The sequence below is a fragment of the Neobacillus sp. B24 genome (genome assembly GCF_055381825.1).
Window position 1 is genome coordinate 4718605 of record NZ_AP035777.1, and the last position, 18694, is coordinate 4737298.

The 18694-nt window shown below is 45.6% G+C and carries 15 protein-coding genes; all 15 read right to left on the reverse strand.

Annotated elements, in window-relative coordinates:
- Nucleotides 1-4 precede the first annotated feature (4 nt).
- The 15 genes from ppaX to ACZ43M_RS23560 all read right to left on the reverse strand — a co-directional run bounded on the left by ppaX (nucleotide 5) and on the right by ACZ43M_RS23560 (nucleotide 18528).
- A complete protein-coding gene (gene ppaX / locus ACZ43M_RS23490; RefSeq protein WP_464504926.1) occupies nucleotides 5-649 on the reverse strand; it encodes a pyrophosphatase PpaX in 645 nt (214 codons plus the stop codon).
- Nucleotides 642-1586, reverse strand: a complete 945-nt coding sequence (locus ACZ43M_RS23495; RefSeq protein ID WP_464504927.1) for a nucleoside recognition domain-containing protein — start codon at nucleotides 1584-1586, stop codon at nucleotides 642-644. Before ACZ43M_RS23495 ends, ppaX begins: the two co-directional genes overlap by 8 nt.
- 26 nt (nucleotides 1587-1612) lie before the next feature.
- A complete protein-coding gene (lgt, locus tag ACZ43M_RS23500; protein WP_464504928.1) occupies nucleotides 1613-2428 on the reverse strand; it encodes a prolipoprotein diacylglyceryl transferase in 816 nt (271 codons plus the stop codon).
- 33 nt (nucleotides 2429-2461) lie between these two features.
- Nucleotides 2462-3397 carry an HPr(Ser) kinase/phosphatase gene (gene hprK, locus ACZ43M_RS23505; protein ID WP_464504929.1) on the reverse strand — a complete coding sequence of 312 codons (936 nt, stop codon included), beginning with the start codon at nucleotides 3395-3397 and terminating at the stop codon, nucleotides 2462-2464.
- A 149-nt stretch (nucleotides 3398-3546) separates the two neighbouring features.
- Nucleotides 3547-3924, reverse strand: a complete 378-nt coding sequence (locus tag ACZ43M_RS23510) for a phage holin family protein (RefSeq protein WP_464504930.1) — start codon at nucleotides 3922-3924, stop codon at nucleotides 3547-3549.
- A gap of 12 nt (nucleotides 3925-3936) precedes the next feature.
- A complete protein-coding gene (locus ACZ43M_RS23515; RefSeq protein ID WP_464504931.1) occupies nucleotides 3937-5052 on the reverse strand; it encodes a DUF4097 family beta strand repeat-containing protein in 1116 nt (371 codons plus the stop codon).
- 41 nt (nucleotides 5053-5093) lie between these two features.
- The gene (locus ACZ43M_RS23520) at nucleotides 5094-5408 is read right to left on the reverse strand and encodes a magnetosome magnetite crystal formation protein family (RefSeq protein ID WP_464504932.1); all 315 of its coding nucleotides are present in this window, start codon (nucleotides 5406-5408) and stop codon (nucleotides 5094-5096) included.
- Between the two features lie 78 nt (nucleotides 5409-5486).
- The gene (locus ACZ43M_RS23525; protein ID WP_464504933.1) at nucleotides 5487-5957 is read right to left on the reverse strand and encodes a hypothetical protein; all 471 of its coding nucleotides are present in this window, start codon (nucleotides 5955-5957) and stop codon (nucleotides 5487-5489) included.
- Nucleotides 5932-6396 carry a hypothetical protein gene (locus tag ACZ43M_RS23530; RefSeq protein ID WP_464504934.1) on the reverse strand — a complete coding sequence of 155 codons (465 nt, stop codon included), beginning with the start codon at nucleotides 6394-6396 and terminating at the stop codon, nucleotides 5932-5934. The genes ACZ43M_RS23525 and ACZ43M_RS23530 overlap by 26 nt, the downstream gene beginning before the upstream one ends.
- A 2-nt stretch (nucleotides 6397-6398) precedes the next feature.
- The gene (locus ACZ43M_RS23535; RefSeq protein WP_464504935.1) at nucleotides 6399-7340 is read right to left on the reverse strand and encodes an ABC transporter permease subunit; all 942 of its coding nucleotides are present in this window, start codon (nucleotides 7338-7340) and stop codon (nucleotides 6399-6401) included.
- 475 nt (nucleotides 7341-7815) lie between these two features.
- Nucleotides 7816-10689, reverse strand: coding sequence for an excinuclease ABC subunit UvrA (gene uvrA / locus ACZ43M_RS23540; protein WP_464504936.1), 2874 nt, complete (start codon nucleotides 10687-10689; stop codon nucleotides 7816-7818).
- Between the two features lie 70 nt (nucleotides 10690-10759).
- A complete protein-coding gene (gene uvrB / locus ACZ43M_RS23545) occupies nucleotides 10760-12736 on the reverse strand; it encodes an excinuclease ABC subunit UvrB (protein WP_464504937.1) in 1977 nt (658 codons plus the stop codon).
- A gap of 534 nt (nucleotides 12737-13270) precedes the next feature.
- Nucleotides 13271-14524 carry an exo-beta-N-acetylmuramidase NamZ family protein gene (locus tag ACZ43M_RS23550; RefSeq protein ID WP_464504938.1) on the reverse strand — a complete coding sequence of 418 codons (1254 nt, stop codon included), beginning with the start codon at nucleotides 14522-14524 and terminating at the stop codon, nucleotides 13271-13273.
- Nucleotides 14525-14622: 98 nt separating this feature from the next.
- The gene (locus tag ACZ43M_RS23555; RefSeq protein WP_464504939.1) at nucleotides 14623-16692 is read right to left on the reverse strand and encodes a glycoside hydrolase family 3 protein; all 2070 of its coding nucleotides are present in this window, start codon (nucleotides 16690-16692) and stop codon (nucleotides 14623-14625) included.
- Nucleotides 16693-16845: 153 nt separating this feature from the next.
- A complete protein-coding gene (locus ACZ43M_RS23560) occupies nucleotides 16846-18528 on the reverse strand; it encodes a serine hydrolase domain-containing protein (RefSeq protein WP_464504940.1) in 1683 nt (560 codons plus the stop codon).
- Nucleotides 18529-18694: the final 166 nt, after the last annotated feature.

Below are 18694 nucleotides of genomic sequence, written 5' to 3' on the forward strand. Positions count from 1 at the left end.
TAATTCACACCTCGAGAATGGTTACTAAATCAGTCATATTCTCTAAGATGTAATCAGGTTCATATTTAGCAATGTAATCCCGGCCTTTGATTGACCAGGCGACACCAGCTGTTAGTGTACCAGCATTTTTTCCGGACAGTATATCGTGAAAATTGTCGCCGACCATGATGGCCTCACTAGGCGTCGAATCTAACAATTCCAAAGCTTTAAAAATTGGTTCCGGGTCAGGTTTTACTTTTTCCACATGATCTAGCGCAATCACAACTTCAAAAAACTTATCCAGTCCTGTTAACCGGAGTCCTTTCATCGCGACATCGTGCTTTTTAGTCGTCACAATCGCAAGCTTATAACCTTTTTCATATAAAGTTTGTATTGTTTCAAAAACACCTTCAAATTCCTTCACCAGGAAGTCATGGTTGGCAATATTAAAGGTGCGGTATTCCTGCACCAATTCCTCCACGCGGTCAGAGTCAACCGTACTAAACGCTTCAACCAGTGTCGGCCCCATGAACGGCAAGACGTCCTCCCGGTGATACTTGCCAGGATAATATTTTTCAAGTGTATGAAGGTACGAAGTAATAATCAGTTCATTCGTATCAATTAACGTTCCATCCAAATCAAACAATAACGTCGTAATCTTGTTATTCATAGGTTGCTTCCTTTCGTCTTAACAGTCCGGTACGCTTCCAAATCGTGCCGACAATCAGCGTCAGTACAATCGCCACGCCAAGCCGAATCAAGAATAATGGCCAAACCGGGATGCCGAGCGGTACAAAAATGAGTGTATCCTCGACGACCGCATGGCAAGCTACTAGAAAAATAAACGCCAATGTGACGTCCTTTTTGCTGACCCCGTCCTCTTGGACCGCTTGGATCATGACACCTGCCCCATAAGCAAGACCAAACAATAATCCTGCTGCCATTGTGGTTGAGGTGTTTTCCTGCATCCCCAGCGACCGGGTAACCGGAGCCATTGTCTTCGAAAACTTATTCAGCCACTCTATATCCTTCAAAAATTGAATCACAACCATCAGCGGAATGACAATCATCGCCAGCTGCAGGATGCCGAGGCCTGCTTTTTCAAGCCCTTGTAAAAAAATCTGTGCAAACCCTGATGCCTGTTCCATATTGTTTTCAATCAAGCCATACTTGGCCTGCTCACCGCCGCCGTGCCAAACAAGATTAATTACCGCTGCAGAAACGAAAGCAAGGCCCAGCCGCGTTGTCAACACGACCCAGAGCTTAACGCCCGCTTTCATGGCCACCCCGGATTCAATAAATAAATTATGTGAAAATGACAGCATTACGGCCAAGATGAAAACTTCTTTTACTGAAAAATCAAGTGTTAGTATCGCGCCAATTGCGGCATAAAGATTGAGAAAATTCCCGAGCACGAGCGGAATCGCCGCATCCCCTGACAAGCCGATCAGCTTCATCAGCGGGGATACGATTTTAATTACCCACGGCAGGACCGGCGTATATTGCAGTACCGCAACAATGAGTGTAACCGGAAAAATGATTTTCCCTAATGTCCATGTTGTTTTTAAGCCAACCAATAGTCCCTTTTTCACAGAGCTAACCAGCATTCCCCAAACGCTCCCCTTGTATATGTCTAATTTTCCTGTGCCTGATAACGAAGCTCCGCAAGCCGCGTTTTTCGGCGGTAAATCCAGATGGCGGCAGCAACAATAATTAACGCAATTGAAATCATTTGTGCCATTCGCAAGCTGCCGAGCATCAGGCTGTCTGTCCGCATCCCCTCCACGAAAAAGCGTCCGATTGAGTACCAAATCACGTAGGTTAAGAACATTTCTCCGCGGCGCAGGTTCACACGGCGCAGCAGAAGCAGCATTATAAACCCTGCCAAATTCCAAATCGATTCATATAAAAAGGTTGGGTGATAATAGGTTCCATTGATATACATCTGGTTAATGATGAATTCCGGCAGATGCAGGTTTTCTAAAAACGCCCGGGTCACCTCACCGCCGTGGGCCTCCTGGTTCATAAAATTGCCCCAGCGGCCAATCGCCTGGCCGAGAATAATGCTCGGGGCGGCAATATCGGCAAGTTTCCAAAATGAAATCCCGCGTTTTTTCGCAAACACGTACGCTGTCACAACAGAGCCAATCAACGCCCCGTGAATCGCAATCCCGCCGTTCCAAATCGCCGGAATCGCCGAAAGGTTATGTTTATAATAATCCCATTCAAAAATAACGTAATAAATGCGGGCGGAAATGATCGCAATCGGAATCGCCCACAGCATTAGGTCAGCAAACGTGTCCTTCGGCAGGCCGCGGCGGTTGCCTTCGCGGATTGCCAGGTACAGCGCAAGGGCCAGTCCAGAACCAATAATGACCCCATACCAGTGCACTTGAATCGGCCCGAGTGAAAAGGCGATCGGGTCAAGCGGCTGAATACTTTCTTTCATTCTCTATCTCCTCTTCCTTTTGAAACATATTTTTTAAATATCCTCATGGTCCGCGTCTTCGATCACATCGGAAAGCCGTTCGGTAAATTGTTGGGCCGCATTGACACCCATCCGCTTGAGGCGGTAATTCATCGCAGCCACCTCAATAATAACGGCGAGATTTCGTCCAGGGCGAACCGGGACAGTGAGTTTGGTCACCTCGGTATCAATAATCTTCATTTTTTCTTCGTCCAAACCAAGACGGTCGTATTGCTTTTTGGAATCCCAGATTTCTAAATTGATGACCAAGGTAATTCGTTTGTTGCTGCGGACAGCGCCGGCGCCAAACAGTGTCATGACATTGATGATGCCCAGCCCGCGAATTTCTAGTAGATGTTCAATTAATTCCGGAGAGGTGCCGACCAATGTATCCTGGTCTTCCTGGCGGATTTCGACGCAGTCATCAGCGACCAGCCTATGGCCGCGCTTGACCAATTCGAGTGCGGTTTCACTTTTACCTACGCCGCTTTTTCCGGTGATGAGCACACCAATACCGTAAATATCGACAAGAACGCCGTGCACGGCCGTGGTTGGAGCCAGTTTACTTTCCAAATAGTTGGTCAAGCGGCTGGAAAAACGAGTGGTCTTTATCTTTGTTCTGAGAACGGGCACGGATTCGCGCTCGGAAGCCTCGATCAGTTCCTTAGGAACCTCCAGATCCCGTGTGATAATAATCGCCGGGGTAATGTCGGTGCACAGCCGCTCCATCCGGGAAGCCTTTTCACGCTGGGATAGCTCTTCGAAAAACGACAATTCTGTCATCCCAAGCAGTTGAACCCGATCCGCAGGATAGTATTCGAAATAACCGGCAATTTCGAGGGCCGGCCGGGAAATATCACTCATCGTAATCGGGCGGTTAATCCCTTCCTCACCGCTAATCAATTCCAAATCAAATTTTTCAAGAATATCCTTGGTACGAACTTTTAACAAGGAAACTTCCTCCTTTAATTGAAAAACTGCAGCCATTTTTCTATGTAAAAACCAATTTCCTCTTATTTTAACATTTTTTTATTAATAACCATACTTTCGTTCATTAAAAAACAAAAGTGCGGCTGCAATTAAGCAGTCACGCACCTTTGTTACTTTCTCTCTCTTCTATTTGATGATCGGGTTGGGTCCATAAACGTTTTTTGTATAATAATGTTGCCGAAAGACATCAACACCGCAAAGAGCAACGCCATGCCAAAGCCGGAGATTTCAAAGGCATCTCCCATTAGATAGTCCGTCAACTCCAGGGTGATGGCGTTGATGACGAACAGAAACAGCCCCATCGTCAGCACCGTAACCGGCAGGGTGAACAAGATCAGCAGCGGGCGCACCAATACATTTAAGATGGATAATAGTATGCTCGCCTGCAGTGCAGCCCAAAAGCCTGTCAGGTAAAAGCTTTCGTGAAAATATCCGGCAAATGCCATAAACAAAACCGCGTTAATCAAACATCCAAGTAACCATCTCATGCTTCCGAACCCCTACTTTTTATCGTCAAATGATTTTTGAACCGTAATGGAACCCGATTTGGAATCGGCGTATATTTTTACCATTTTATCAGGATGATTGACAGATTGGAAGCGGAGCGATTTTTGAATCATTTCGCTCTTTTCCTCAAGAACCTGAACACCGACGAGATTCAGGTTGAAGCCGCCCAAGTTGGTCTTTAGCTCACCATCGACAGGCGTCCCCTCAGGAACATACACTTCAATTGGGCCTGTCGTGGTTTTGGCATGAACCCATTCGCTGCGGTCTCCTTTTAACAGCACACTGACATTGCCGTTAAAAGACTGAGTATCGACCTTTTTGAAATCGCCCTCCACCTTAATCGCACCATTGATGGTCTCTGCCTCAAGCTCATCGAACTGGCTGTGTTTCAGCTTAATCTTGCCGTTCGCCGTTTCAACTTCAGCTTTAGTGCCGGAAAGATGTTCCAATTTTATTTTTCCATTGGCGGTTTTCACGCGCAGGTCACTGACATTCAATTGGCCGCCAGTAACTGAACCGTTAAAAATACGAACCCGAACTTTATCATATTGTACTTTCGGCACATACATCACAGCCTCCAGTTTCATCCACTTTTGCTGTGTCAGGAAGCGGAGCTTGCCACCTTCAAGCGCAAACGTAACATCCCGCAAAAAATTCTGCCGGGCTTGATCCTGATTTTCGACCCGATAGACCTTGGCCTTGCATTCCACGCGGACATCAGGATGATCCCAAGCCACAATGTTGAGCGAGCCATTGGCCAAGTCAATATCCATATTAGTTAACTCCGCATCAGCATGGTGAAAAATGTGGGAAATATCGACTGATTGACCGAAATTCAGGTCAAGGTCTATTTCTTTAATTTTTTTCAATGCTGAATCAACAAATTCAAAAATCTTTTCCTTTGTGGACTGATACTTGTCAAAGACAGGGTCTTCCTTTTTCGCTTCCTCGAAATGAACGTTGGTGGACAACTCATTGACGATGTCTGCCTGTTTTTGCTCCATCGTCTTCTGATCCCTTTGCAGTTCATCGAGCAGGGATAGCGCTTCGTCCACCGATAGTTTTCCCTCTTCGACCATGGTTAAAATCCGCTTGCGTTCCTCTTTCATATTTTCCACCCTCAAAAAATGTATTTTGTCCTACTATAAACCTATTCCGAAGCTAGTACTTTTACGCCTTTAATAATGTTCCATATGACTACAATAATGGAGACCAGGACCGCTAGAATGACAGTAATAATCGTGAAAACAGGGACTTCAGCTTCCATGCTGGCGAATTCATATAGGATTGCAAAAATTAAAAACGGTATCGTAATAAGTGGAATCAAATGCGACAACAGTGCGCTTTTAGCGTGTCTCTTCGTAATATCATCCCCAGACGCAATCAGCACAACCAACGGAAAAATAAACCCCGCGAAAAAAATACTAAAATAGCACAAACTGGATAGAACTTTTCTTGTTTCCATTTCCAATCACCTCTTATCCAATATATACGAAATGGGCATGGTGTAAGTTTCGCTTTTTAGAACAGATGGTTCACAAAATTACAAATCCGCCCGGAAGGTCCGATATTTATTTTCAAAGTATTTCTGGAGCCCGTCGGCGAACATGTTAAAGGCATAAATCGTTACCGCAATCGCGCCGATGACAGAAAACGGAATCCACTGGTAGGTGAAAATATCAGCAGTAATAGTTTGGAACATTGTCGGCCAAGCCAAGGATGTGTTAATAACCTCGTAGGCACCGCTCTCGACTGTGACAAATTTATGAGTGACAAAAATTTTCACGACGCCAAGCTGGGCTATTAGAAACAGCACCCGCCCCATATCATTGATTATTAGGATAATCACTGTCGGGAGGACAACCGGAAAATAGTAATCTTTAAACATCTTAAACGGAGTTCCACCCGCGGCGATTCCCGCCTCAATATAAGGGCGTCTCTCCGTTTCTTTCATGTGCTGCATGATGACCTCGGCCACCCGTCCTGTTTCAAGAACAGCAAGGATGAGGATCACCCAAAAGCCCCGATTTACAGAAAAAAAACACAAACGGCAGGGCGACAAAGAAAGACACGAAAAAGATCGGCGGCATAAAGGAAAAAAGCTGCTGCCAGATTTGCAGGCATTTTTCTATGAATCTTGAATAAAACCCGCCTATTGCTAACGGAATCGCCAAGATATAGCGAATTAGGACAACTAAAAGGACAATGGTTAAAGTCTCTTTTGCCCCTAAAAGAATTTGATCCAGCACTCCCACGCCATCATGGTCACTGCCAAGCGGGAATTCTTTTCTTGGAGGATATGGAGGTAAAGAGAAACTGCCATCAGCGTTCTTTATGCTTACCGTTCTTTCCAATTCCGGATTCACAAACGGAAGATGGGGCGCTGCGAAAACAAGAATCACTAATAAGAGTAGGAACGTCGAACTGAACCAAAGCTTCCAATTTTTCTTCATATTCAACCTTTCCTCTCTAGTGGTGATACCGCGCCTTTTGCTATTTCGCTGACTACTTTTGCTAGTAAAATCACCGCGGTAAAGAGGATGACATAGCCTGCGGCCGGATAAATGTTAATTCCCATCTGCATTCCAATCCTAAGGAAGTCAGGCGATTGGACTGTTTCAAAGAAAGCCTGGGCGGCGCCATGGTAATTCGTCAAAAACTCCACGATAAATAGATTCGAGAGTGTATATAGCGTGATGGTATTTGTATGGCTCAAGATCTTGACGAAACAATTTTTCAATACATGACGGTACAGTATTTTTAATGAAGAAGTACCTTTCGATAGTGCGGTTCGTATGTAATCCATTCCTTGCTCGTCGCGGATGCTGAAATAAGTGATGTTAGCGATATAAAAAATGGGATAGATAGTGAGAAAGATAATATCCAAAATGACGACACTTAACTGATCACTTCCGTACACGATAATATGAGGCAGCCAACCGGCATGATAGCCTTCCATTAGTAAAAGTTGGATGGAGATTATTAAAAATAAATCGGGTATCGACAGGAAAAACCTTGTCGTACTGACCCCAAACAGTTTGCCCCACCGGTTACGGATTCGGTAATCAAAGAGGCCTTTGGCAATCCCGAGGAAAAAGCCGAGAATGAGGGCTGGAATCGTGATCAGCATGCTCTTTTTGAATGTGCGCCAGATATTATCTGATAGCGAATAGCCGTTATGAAAGGTACCTAGCCCTTTATTTTCCTTTATGTATTGAAAAAAATCTTTAAATTGCTGAACGTGGACACCCAGGGAATAGGTCTGGGATGCGCTTTCGAATTGTCCGCCCGCTCCGGTTTGATAGGCTGCCGTACGCGGCATGAATAATAGACTTAGAAAAATGAATACGGTTATCAACCATAAAAGGATTTGGCGGAGAATCGATCGTAGTATCATAAATTCATCTCCTTTTTTTGGAATTTCTATTACTATTCTACTAATATTTCAAAATTGTTTCAATTTCAAGACGGAATTGCAGGTGGGTTTGTTACACTTCACTGGGAATTTAGTTGGAGTCGAGGTATTTTTCGCGGAAATAGGAGTGGATTTCGCCAATTTGAGGCGGAGTTTCGCGGAAATAGGAGTAGATTTCGCCGAATTGGTTCAGGTTTTCGCGGAAAACAAGCAACTTTTCGCCAAACTGAAATTTTTGCATGGCAGATTAGATACCGTCTTATGAATTGGGCTAGTTGTTTTCGCCGAACCTTGTTAGGTATTCGCCGATTTCATGGTGTTATTCGCTGAATTCGATCGGTTATTCGCCGAGCTGAAGCTATTATTCGCCGAATATGATTCGTTATTCGCCAAACCCATTTTTCGAGACAAAAAAAGAACTGTCAGCCCACAAACTGGGCCAACAGTTCTAAATCAATTATGCTTTTATTGTGCTTTTATCCTCAACTTGCTGCTGCATTCGTAAGCGGTCGCGCTCGAGAATTGGCTTCAGGTATTTTCCTGTATAGGACTCCGGTACTTTAGCGACCTTTTCCGGCGTGCCAGTTGCGACGATGGTACCGCCCTTGTCGCCGCCCTCTGGTCCAAGGTCGATTAAATAATCGGCTGCCTTAATGACGTCAAGATTGTGCTCGATGACTAAAACAGTATCGCCATTTTCAACCAGACGCTGCAGGACCACAAGCAAGCGGGAAATGTCATCTACATGTAGACCAGTTGTCGGCTCATCCAAAATGTAGATCGTCTTTCCGTTGGAACGCTTGTGCAGCTCGGAAGCCAGTTTTACCCGCTGTGCTTCTCCACCTGACAAAGTTGTAGCAGGCTGGCCAAGCTTGACATACCCCAAACCGACGTCATAAATGGTTTGCAGCTTGCGGCTGATTTTCGGATGGTTTTCGAAAAACTTAACCGCATCTTCGACAGTCATATCAAGGATATCGGCGATATTTTTTCCTTTATACTTTACTTCAAGCGTTTCCCGGTTATAGCGTTTACCGTGGCACACTTCACAAGGGACATAAACATCAGGCAAAAAGTGCATCTCAATTTTAATAATCCCATCACCTTTGCAAGCTTCACAACGGCCGCCCTTGACGTTAAAGCTAAAGCGTCCTTTTTTGTAGCCGCGGACCTTCGCTTCATTTGTGGCCGAAAACACATCTCGGACATCATCAAACACCCCGGTATAAGTAGCCGGGTTGGAGCGGGGTGTCCTTCCAATTGGCGACTGGTCGATGTCTATTACTTTTTCCAAGTAATCGATACCTTTGATGCTTTTATGCTGCCCCGGCTTTGTTTTCGCACGATTTAGCTTCTGCGCCAGCGCCTTATGCAGGATTTCGTTAATCAAGGTACTTTTGCCAGAGCCGGATACGCCGGTCACGGCAATGAACATGCCAAGTGGAATCTTAACGTTGACATTTCTTAAATTGTTCTCGGCTGCCCCTTTGATTTCAACGTAACGGCCATCCGGCTTGCGGCGCTCCAATGGCAGTGGAATGAACTTTTTCCCGGATAGGTACTGCCCTGTCAGTGAGTTCGGGTCGGCCATCACCTCAGCAGGTGTTCCGGCAGAAACCACTTCGCCTCCATGAACACCAGCACCTGGACCGATATCAATTAAATAGTCGGCAGCAATCATGGTGTCTTCATCGTGCTCAACAACAATCAAGGTGTTGCCAATGTCACGCATGTTTTGCAGCGTGCCAATCAGGCGGTCGTTATCACGTTGGTGAAGTCCGATTGAAGGTTCGTCCAGGATATAGAGAACCCCGGTTAACCGTGAGCCAATCTGGGTTGCCAAACGAATCCGCTGGGCCTCGCCGCCGGAAAGCGTGCCTGCCGTACGGCTCAACGTCAAGTAATCTAGTCCGACATTAACGAGGAAACCGAGTCGTTCATTAATTTCTCGTAGAATCAATCTGGCAATCTGCTCTTCTTTTTCAGTAAGCTGCAGACCCGAGAAAAATTCTTGAGCCTCTTCAATTGAAAGGTCTGTCACATGGGCGATATGACTCCCATTGATTAATACCGCCAATGTTTCCTTTTTTAAACGGAACCCTTTACAGGTCGGGCAAGCCTGCTGGCCCATATATTTTTCCATTTGCTCACGAATATAATCAGAGCTTGTTTCTTTATAGCGGCGTTCAACATTGCGTACGACGCCCTCAAATTCGACATAGCCTTCGCGGACTTGACCCCAATCGTTTTCATATTTAAAGTAGATTTTCTCACTTCCGGAGCCATAAAGAATTTTTTCCATTAGATGTTCCGGGATGTCCTTCACCGGGATATCCATATCCACACCATAATGACTGCAGACCGCCTCCAGCAGCTGAGGGTAATACTGCGAGCTTGTCGGCTCCCAAGGGGCAATCGCATGCTGTTTCAGAGTTAAATCCTTGTTAGGAATCACAAGGTCGACATCGACTTCCAGCTTTGAGCCAAGGCCATCGCATTCGGGGCAAGCGCCAAACGGACTGTTGAACGAAAACATCCGCGGCTCTAGCTCACCGATGGAGAAGCCGCAAATTGGACAGGAATGATTTTCGCTGAACAGCAACACTTCTTCACCGATCACATCGACGATCACTTTTCCTTCGCCAAGACCAAGGGCAGTTTCCAAGGAATCGGCTACCCGTGGGGCAATTCCGTCCTTAACGACAATTCGGTCGACAACTACTTCAATCGAATGCTTTTTATTTTTATCAAGCTCGATATCATCCCCGAGGTCCAACATTTCTCCGTCAACGCGGACGCGGACAAACCCCTGCTTTTTAATGTCTTCAAATACCTTGATGTGTTGTCCTTTTCGGCCGGTAATAACGGGCGCGAGAATCTGCATTTTGGTTCGCTCTGGATACTCGAGAATCCGGTCAACCATCTGCTCAATTGTCTGGGAAGAGATTTCAATGTTGTGATTTGGACAGGTTGGATGGCCGACACGCGCAAATAATAATCTCAGGTAATCATAGATTTCGGTTACCGTTCCGACGGTGGAACGCGGGTTCCGGCTTGTGGTTTTTTGATCAATTGAAATGGCTGGGGAGAGTCCTTCGATGGAATCTACATCCGGCTTATCCATTTGGCCGAGGAATTGGCGCGCATAGGCCGACAGTGATTCGACGTAACGGCGCTGACCTTCAGCATAAATCGTATCGAACGCGAGTGAGGACTTTCCTGAACCGGAAAGTCCTGTTAAGACAACAAGCTTATCTCTAGGTATGGTTACATCAATATTTTTCAAATTGTGGGCTCTGGCGCCTTTCACAATCAATTTTTCCATCGCCATTTGTTCATTTTCCTTCCACTATTAAAAAATTTCAGGAACAAATCGAGGCTGCCTTCGCCTCTTCCTGTTATCATTCTGCTTTTAATTCCAAAATCAAATCGCGAAGCTCGGCGGCACGCTCGAAGTCAAGCGCTTTGGCGGCAGCCTTCATTTCTTTTTCCATATCGGCAATCAGCTTGTCTTTTTCCTTCTTCGTCATTTTTCCGAACGATGATGCTGGTTTGTAATCTTCTGCCTCCTCAGCAGCATGAGTGGCGCGAATGACATCGCGGATATCCTTCTGGATGGTTTGCGGAGTAATCCCGTGCTTCTCATTATACTCTTCTTGGATGGAGCGGCGCCGCATTGTCTCACTGATGGCCAGCTCCATAGAATTTGTCATCCGGTCTGCGTACATGATGACCTTTCCGTTGGCATTCCGGGCAGCCCGGCCGATGGTCTGGATCAGTGACCGTTCCGAACGGAGGAAGCCCTCTTTGTCGGCGTCAAGAATCGTCACCAGCGAAACCTCTGGAATATCAAGACCTTCCCGAAGCAGGTTGATCCCGACAAGCACATCATATTTTCCAAGACGCAGCTCGCGGATAATTTCAATCCGCTCTAGCGTTTTGACCTCAGAATGTAGGTATTGAACTTTGATGCCGATTTCCTTGAGATAATCGGTAAGGTCCTCAGACATCTTTTTCGTTAAGGTTGTAACTAGAACACGCTCATTCCGTTTAACGCGGTCCTGAATTTCGCCGATCAGGTCATCAATTTGGCCTTCAATCGGACGCACTTCAATCGTAGGATCAAGCAATCCAGTCGGCCGGATGATTTGCTGCACCATCTCCGGTGTATGTTCAAGCTCGAATGGTCCCGGTGTCGCTGAGACAAACACAATGTTGTGAATATGCTTCTCAAATTCATCGAACGTGAGCGGGCGGTTATCGAGTGCTGATGGGAGACGGAAGCCATGTTCGACGAGCACTTCCTTGCGCGCCTTGTCGCCGTTAAACATACCTCTGATTTGCGGCAGCGTCACGTGCGACTCGTCAATGACAATCAGGAAGTCTTCAGGGAAATAGTCGAGCAGCGTATACGGTGTGGAACCGGCCGGCCTTAATGTTAAATGCCGTGAATAGTTTTCAATTCCGGAGCAGAAGCCCATTTCCCGCATCATTTCCAAGTCATAGCGGGTGCGCTGCTCCAAGCGCTGTGCCTCGAGTAATTTATTGTTTTCTCGGAGAATGGCCAGGCGTTCCTCCAGTTCTTTTTCAATATTTTCAATCGCCACAAGCAACTTCTCTTCACGGGTAACGAAGTGGGATGCTGGGAATACGGCGACATGTTCGCGCTCGCTGATGATCTCACCAGTGAGGGCATCTACTTCGCGGATTCGGTCAATTTCATCGCCGAAAAATTCTACCCGCAAGCAGTGCTCATCACGGGAAACTGGGAAAATCTCAACAACATCGCCACGAACGCGGAAGGTTCCCCGTTTAAAATCGATATCGTTTCGTTCATATTGGATATCGACAAGGCGGCGGAGCAGCTGGTTACGTTCAATTTCCATGCCGGTGCGGAGGGACACAACCATCTCGGAGTACTCCTCTGGCGAACCGAGGCCATAGATGCAGGAAACGCTGGCGATGATAATAACATCCTTGCGCTCAAACAGTGATGAGGTAGCAGAGTGCCGCAGTTTATCAATTTCATCGTTGATGCTTGCGTCCTTTTCGATAAAAGTATCGGTCGACGGGACATAGGCTTCCGGCTGATAGTAATCATAGTAACTGACGAAATACTCAACGGCGTTATTCGGGAAAAACTCCTTGAACTCGCTGTAGAGCTGGCCGGCCAACGTTTTGTTGTGGGCAATAACTAGTGTTGGTTTGTTTACTTCTTTAATCACGTTGGAAATCGTAAAAGTCTTCCCCGTACCCGTTGCACCAAGCAACGTCTGGTAACGCTTGTTGCTGTTGATGCCCTGTACTAATTGTTTAATCGCCTCCGGCTGGTCCCCTTGCGGCGAGTACTTTGAGACTAATTCAAATTGGTCATTCATGGTTGATCCCTCCCGTTCACTAAAATTCATAGTATCATTCTACCACAATCCCCCAAAAACAAACCAACAATATGCGAACTAATATTCGATTTTTTTATATATTCGTGAAGAAAACACGAGAAAGCCAGACCCGTTTTGATGGGACTGGCCAATCGCATAATTACAGTGTTAATGCCGCAAATGGTGTCAGGCACCATTCGTGGACATTTGTCCGTCTAGAGCGGACATAGTTCATTATTGGCGTAGTGGAGAGGAGTTTTTCTTCTCTTTTCTGCTCCAATAACGCTTATTGGCGTAGTCGAGGGCACTTTTTCTCCTCTTTACTGCTCCAATAACGCTTATTGGCGTAGGCGAGGGTACTTTTTCTTCACTTTACTGCTCCAATAACGCTAATTGGCGTAGTAAAGGGTACTTTTTCTCCTCTTTACTGCTCCAATAACGCTTATTGGCGCAGTGAGGGGCGATTTTCCACCTCTTCACTGCGCCAATGATACTTTATTAGCGTTTCGTCACGCTCTTTTTTCGAGAATATCTTTAATACAACAGGTACTGCTCACGAACGTCCATGAATTTTTCGAGATCTGGCTCCCATTGTTTTTTCATATCTTCAATGGATCTGCCTGCTTCGATTCCGTCACGGATCCAGCCGTTTCCGACTAACAGGTCGAAGTGGGATACGCCAGATGAGTTACGGGCACGGAATTTGAAGTCGTTCGGATACATGTCATGAATGGTTTTCACGATGTGTAATCCTGTTTCGAACGGCTTAAACGCATTGCGGTTAGTGACATGAATCTGAATTCCGTGGTTTAACTTGCTGACGTTCTTAGATGTTGTCGGGATAAACGAAGCGGAACGGAATGTTACCCCTGGCAGGTTCAAAGAATTAAGTTCTGCAGCCAGGTCATCTCCATCAATGAAAGGTGCTCCGATTAATTCAAACGGTCTTGTCGTTCCGCGTCCTTCCGATACGTTATCAGCACCTTCAATTAACGCAGCGCCCGTATAAACAGTTGCAGTATCCAAAGTAGGCATGTTAGGTGACGGCATAACAAATTGTAATGCGGTGTCATCGTAATACATGCTTCGATTCCAGCCTTCCATTTTGACAACAGTTAAATCAGCGCCAATGCCAAATTCCTTATTAAATAACTGGGCTAACTCACCTACTGTCATCCCGTGACGGACTGGAATCGCATATTTACCCACAAACGAAGAATATTTACTTTCCAAAATCGGGCCTTCTACTTTTGCACCGCTAATTGGGTTCGGACGGTCGAGTACGATGAACGGGATATTTTGCTCCTTCGCTGCTTCCATCGCTAATGCCATAGTGTAAATGTATGTGTAAAAACGGGCACCAACATCCTGAATATCAAATACCAATACATCGACATTTTCTAACATTTCCGGTGAAGGCTTTTGCGTTTTTCCATAAAGGCTGTAAACAGGCAGGCCAGTTTTTTCATCAATGTAGGATTCTACATAGGCCCCTGCTGGTGCGCTTCCGCGGACGCCATGCTCTGGGCCGTATAAAGCAGTAAGCTCAAAGTTTTCATTTTTATTAAATAAATCTACGATACTGTTCAGGTCTTGATCTACACCAGTCGGATTGGTAATCAAACCGACGCGCTTCCCCTTAATCAAATCGATTTTGTCCTTTAACAGCACCCCAACCCCTAAGCGCAACTTCCCTTTCTGCTTCTCCTTGCCGTTTTGGGCAATCGCTGCCGTTACTGTTGAAAGTACCAACAGCAGCGTAATAATCCCCATAAGCCACTTCTTCATCCAAACGCCTCCCCAATTGTTTGATTATTTTTTTTAAAAATAAAACCCTAAAGGTGGGGAACTGCAGGCAAGTATCTGCAATTCCCTGTTGAAATTTTTTAATATCCTAAGCCATGGTCAAATCCGTATAATACGCTGCCGTCTTGGTTATAGATCGTAACTGGCAGCTTACCAGTAGGATTATTTTTTCCAAAAATGGTGTTTACAGATGCTTCGAAGCTTGCAGGCCTGAATCCATATTGTACAAGCGCGGCATCAACAGTCTGATAGGACATCACATCGTACGGATTTCTTATTCCTACCGCAATAACTGGCGCATCGAGTTCAGTGATTAGTTGATTAGCCATCAACATCTGGCCGGCACTTGGAGCTCTTCCGCCAACACTGGATGTGTATGTTCCAACAATGACATATTTTGCATCTCTAATTTGATCTAATTGCGTTGCAGTCAGTTTTTTGTCCGTATTAATATAAACTACATTTGAATGATGTTTTTTTACTTCATCAACCAAAGAACCAACATAGTAACCAGAATATCCTACTACAGCAACCTTATCTTCTTTTGCCACATTCAACGGAAGTACACCGTTATTTTTTACAAGTGTAATTGATTTCTCTGCAGCTTCTTTTTCAACAGCTTTATGTTCAGGTGAACCTACCACTTGAAGGGCATTGGCGATTTTGTCATCCAAGCTCTTCTCAGCTTCGTCCTTCACGATGCCGCGGTTTAATTTCAATGTGAGAATCCGTGTAACGGATTGTTCAATACGCTCGATGGAGATATCGTCAGAGTTGACCGCATCATATAGACCATTGGCTACTGCATCAAGTCCAACTGGCATTAGTACAATATCCGATCCGGCTTTAACAGTACGAATCGCAGCATCTACTTGGCCGAAATGTTCAGCAATGGCAGCCATGTTCATCGCATCGGTGATGATTAGGCCGTTGTAGCCCATTTCCTCGCGCATAAGTTCAGTTAACACCTTATGAGAAAGGGTAGCTGGTACTGGGATCACCGATCCATCTTTTTTAGAAATTGCCGTGGAATTGTCAACATTCGGGAAAGTGACGTGAGCCGTCATGATAGCATCAATTCCAGCGTTCATCGCTTGTTGGAACGGATATAGTTCCACAGCTTTTAAGCGCTCAAGATCATGTGGTACTACTGGCAATGAAAAATGTGAATCCGAGGCAGTATCCCCGTGACCAGGAAAATGCTTAGCTGTTGCCGCAGTTCCGCTTTCCTGAAGACCCTTGATATAAGCGTTGCCCATTTGGGATACAAGCTCTGGCTTCTCACCATATGAACGGACACCGATTACCGGGTTATCCGGATTGATATTGACGTCAAGCACTGGCGCTAAATTCATATTGATTCCAAGGGAATGCAGTTCTTCACCGATTGCCTTGCCTACCTTTTCAGCCACTTCTTCTGAGCGGGTCGCACCAATAGCCATATTACCTGGCATATGAGTACCGGATTGCAGGCGAGTAACAATCCCACCCTCTTGGTCAATTGAGATTAGCATGTTGTACTTTTCCGCTGCTTCCTGATAGGCATTTACTAATTTGGTAGTTTGTTCCGTCGTTACTACGTTTTCAAGGAATAGAATAACTCCTCCAAGGTGGTACTTCTTAACCTGTGCTTCGATTTCAGGGAGCATCTCTGTTACATTTTTCCCGTTCCAATTTCGATAGTCCGGCATTAACATCTGCCCAACCTTTTCTTCCATCGTCATGTGCTTGATGGCGTTGCCAATAAGGTCATAACGCTTGCCTTCTTCTTTTTCAACAAGAATCTCTTCTTGATTCCCTTTGAATTGAATGCCGATGCGGTCGGTGTATTGACCGTCGCTCACTGTGATGAATGTTTTTCCATTATGGCCTGATAAAGTGACCAAACCATCTTTAACTGAAGCTACGTTCTTGTTCGATGATTCCCAAGTGACATTGGCCGCCTTCACAAACGGGCCGTCCTCATTGACATGCAGAGCGTTCAGTTGAATCTGGTTATCCTGCACTTCACGCTTAACCTGCGGGACGTTCAAGTCAATCACCAAATCCTTGATTCCTGCAGCCGCTGTCGCACCCATAACCGGAACACCCGTTACCAGCAATGCAAGCGCCAAGGCCGAAACCATAAACATTTTGAAAAATTTACGCATGCTTTCCCCTCCTCATTTTATATAAAAGTTAAATTCGCGGATTGAACGATTTGATTCGCGGATTGACTGTTTTGATTCGCGGATTGAACACCATAATTCGCGAATTAAACCACAAAAACCGCGGATAATGTGTGATTTTCCACCCTAAAAAATTTAATAATCTCTCATTTTCCAATCGTTGCTATCAAACTGAAGTGTTTTGGAATCCAAGATTGGATTTAACACATACCAGCCGCGGTTATTGTAATAGGTGTCTGTGCTATAAACAAACCGCAGTTTGGATGCTTCTTTTGGAACGGTAAGCTCCTGGTTTTCCCAGCCTTCGCTTATGCCGTTGAACGCTGCAAGTCTTACCCATGCCCCATCCTTATAGACCTCGACATAGCCGTAATCCGACTTATACTCCGTCATGTACCAGGTCGCAAACGTCAGCTTGGCATCCTTATTAAGAGAAATCTCCGTTTCCATGACCTTGTTCTGCTTGTCGCCATATCCTGCAAACCATGCTGAGGCACCTCCAGGAATAGAAACAGGAATGGCATCGGCGACCTGTCTTGCGAACAATCTGCGCGGTTCGTTAATTGACCCCATATTTCTGCTTGGATGTACCCGGTTCGTCAGTAAAATCGCAACCGTTTTATTGTTAGGGCTGACCACAATCGACGTTCCAGTATAACCTGTATGGCCGAATGAATACGTTCCCTCTGATAAAGCATCCATATACCAGTCTTGGCCAAGCTCCCAGCCAAGCCCGTGGTCATTGCCTGGAAATGCTGCATTCTGGTTTTCCAGTAACAGTTTTACCGTTTCCGGTTTCAAAATGGCCTTTCCGGCATACTTTCCGTCATTAATAAATACGTGAGCAAGTTTCGCTAAATCCTCTGCGGTTGAGAATACCCCGGCGTGGCCGGCAACCCCGCCCAGTGACCAGGCGTTCTCGTCATGGACTTCGCCCCAGACAAGGCCGCGGTTTGGAACAGCTTGATATTCAGTTGCAGCAATCCGATTTTTCAACGAAGCCGGTGGATTATACATCGTATCCTTCATTCCCAGCGGTTCGGTAATATGGTGCTTTACAAATTCATCCTGACGTTGTCCGGATAAACGCTCAATCAAGGCTCCTATCGTAATCATGTTCAAATCGCTGTACTCATAACCTGTTCCTGGCGCTCTTTTTAGTCCTTGTTTAAAAACTAACTGCAGGCGGTCTTCACGGGAGGCCCCTTGTGAATAGAGTGGGATCCACGACGTAAAACCGGACGTATGCGTCAACAGCTGACGAATCGTGACGTTTTCCTTCCCATTAGCTGCAAATTCCGGGATATACGCCGCAACCGGGTCATCCAACTGGAATAATCCTTGCTCATAGAGCTGCATGACAGCGACAGAAGTGAAGATTTTACTGATTGAAGCTAGATCGAAAATGGTATCCTCTTGCATTGGAACCGGGTTTTCCATTTGCGTGAACTGGCCATCTACATACTGAGCGGCATTGCCATAGGCCGTATGCTTGACGATTTTCCCGCCGCGGGCGACAAAGGCAACCGCTCCCGGGAAAAGTTTATCCGATATATACTTGTTGATAATTGGGTCAATTTGCTGAAGTGGTGCTTCTACCATTCCGGCACCTCGGGCAGAGCTTGGATGTAGGACAGGCGTTACTGGGATGACGTTAGAGTTCCATGTAAAAACTGGGTGTGGTTTCTGTGATGAGGATTGTTTCTCTGCTTTGTCAATCGTAGGACCAACGGCCGAATCAGCACTTGCAGCAGCAGCAGCGGTTGTTCCTAAAAAAACAGTGCAAATGGTGGAAATCATTAATTTGTTTCTTTTCATAAATCCTCCTTTTATAAAATTAGTTTTTCGACTGTAAGCGTTTTCTACTAGGTATAAACACTTACAATCTTTAACTCTAGCATAATAAAAAAGTGGTATAGTTGTCTATACCACCTTTTTCCCATATTCAATCTATAAGACTAGGTATAAAGTTGCTGTTTTAAAA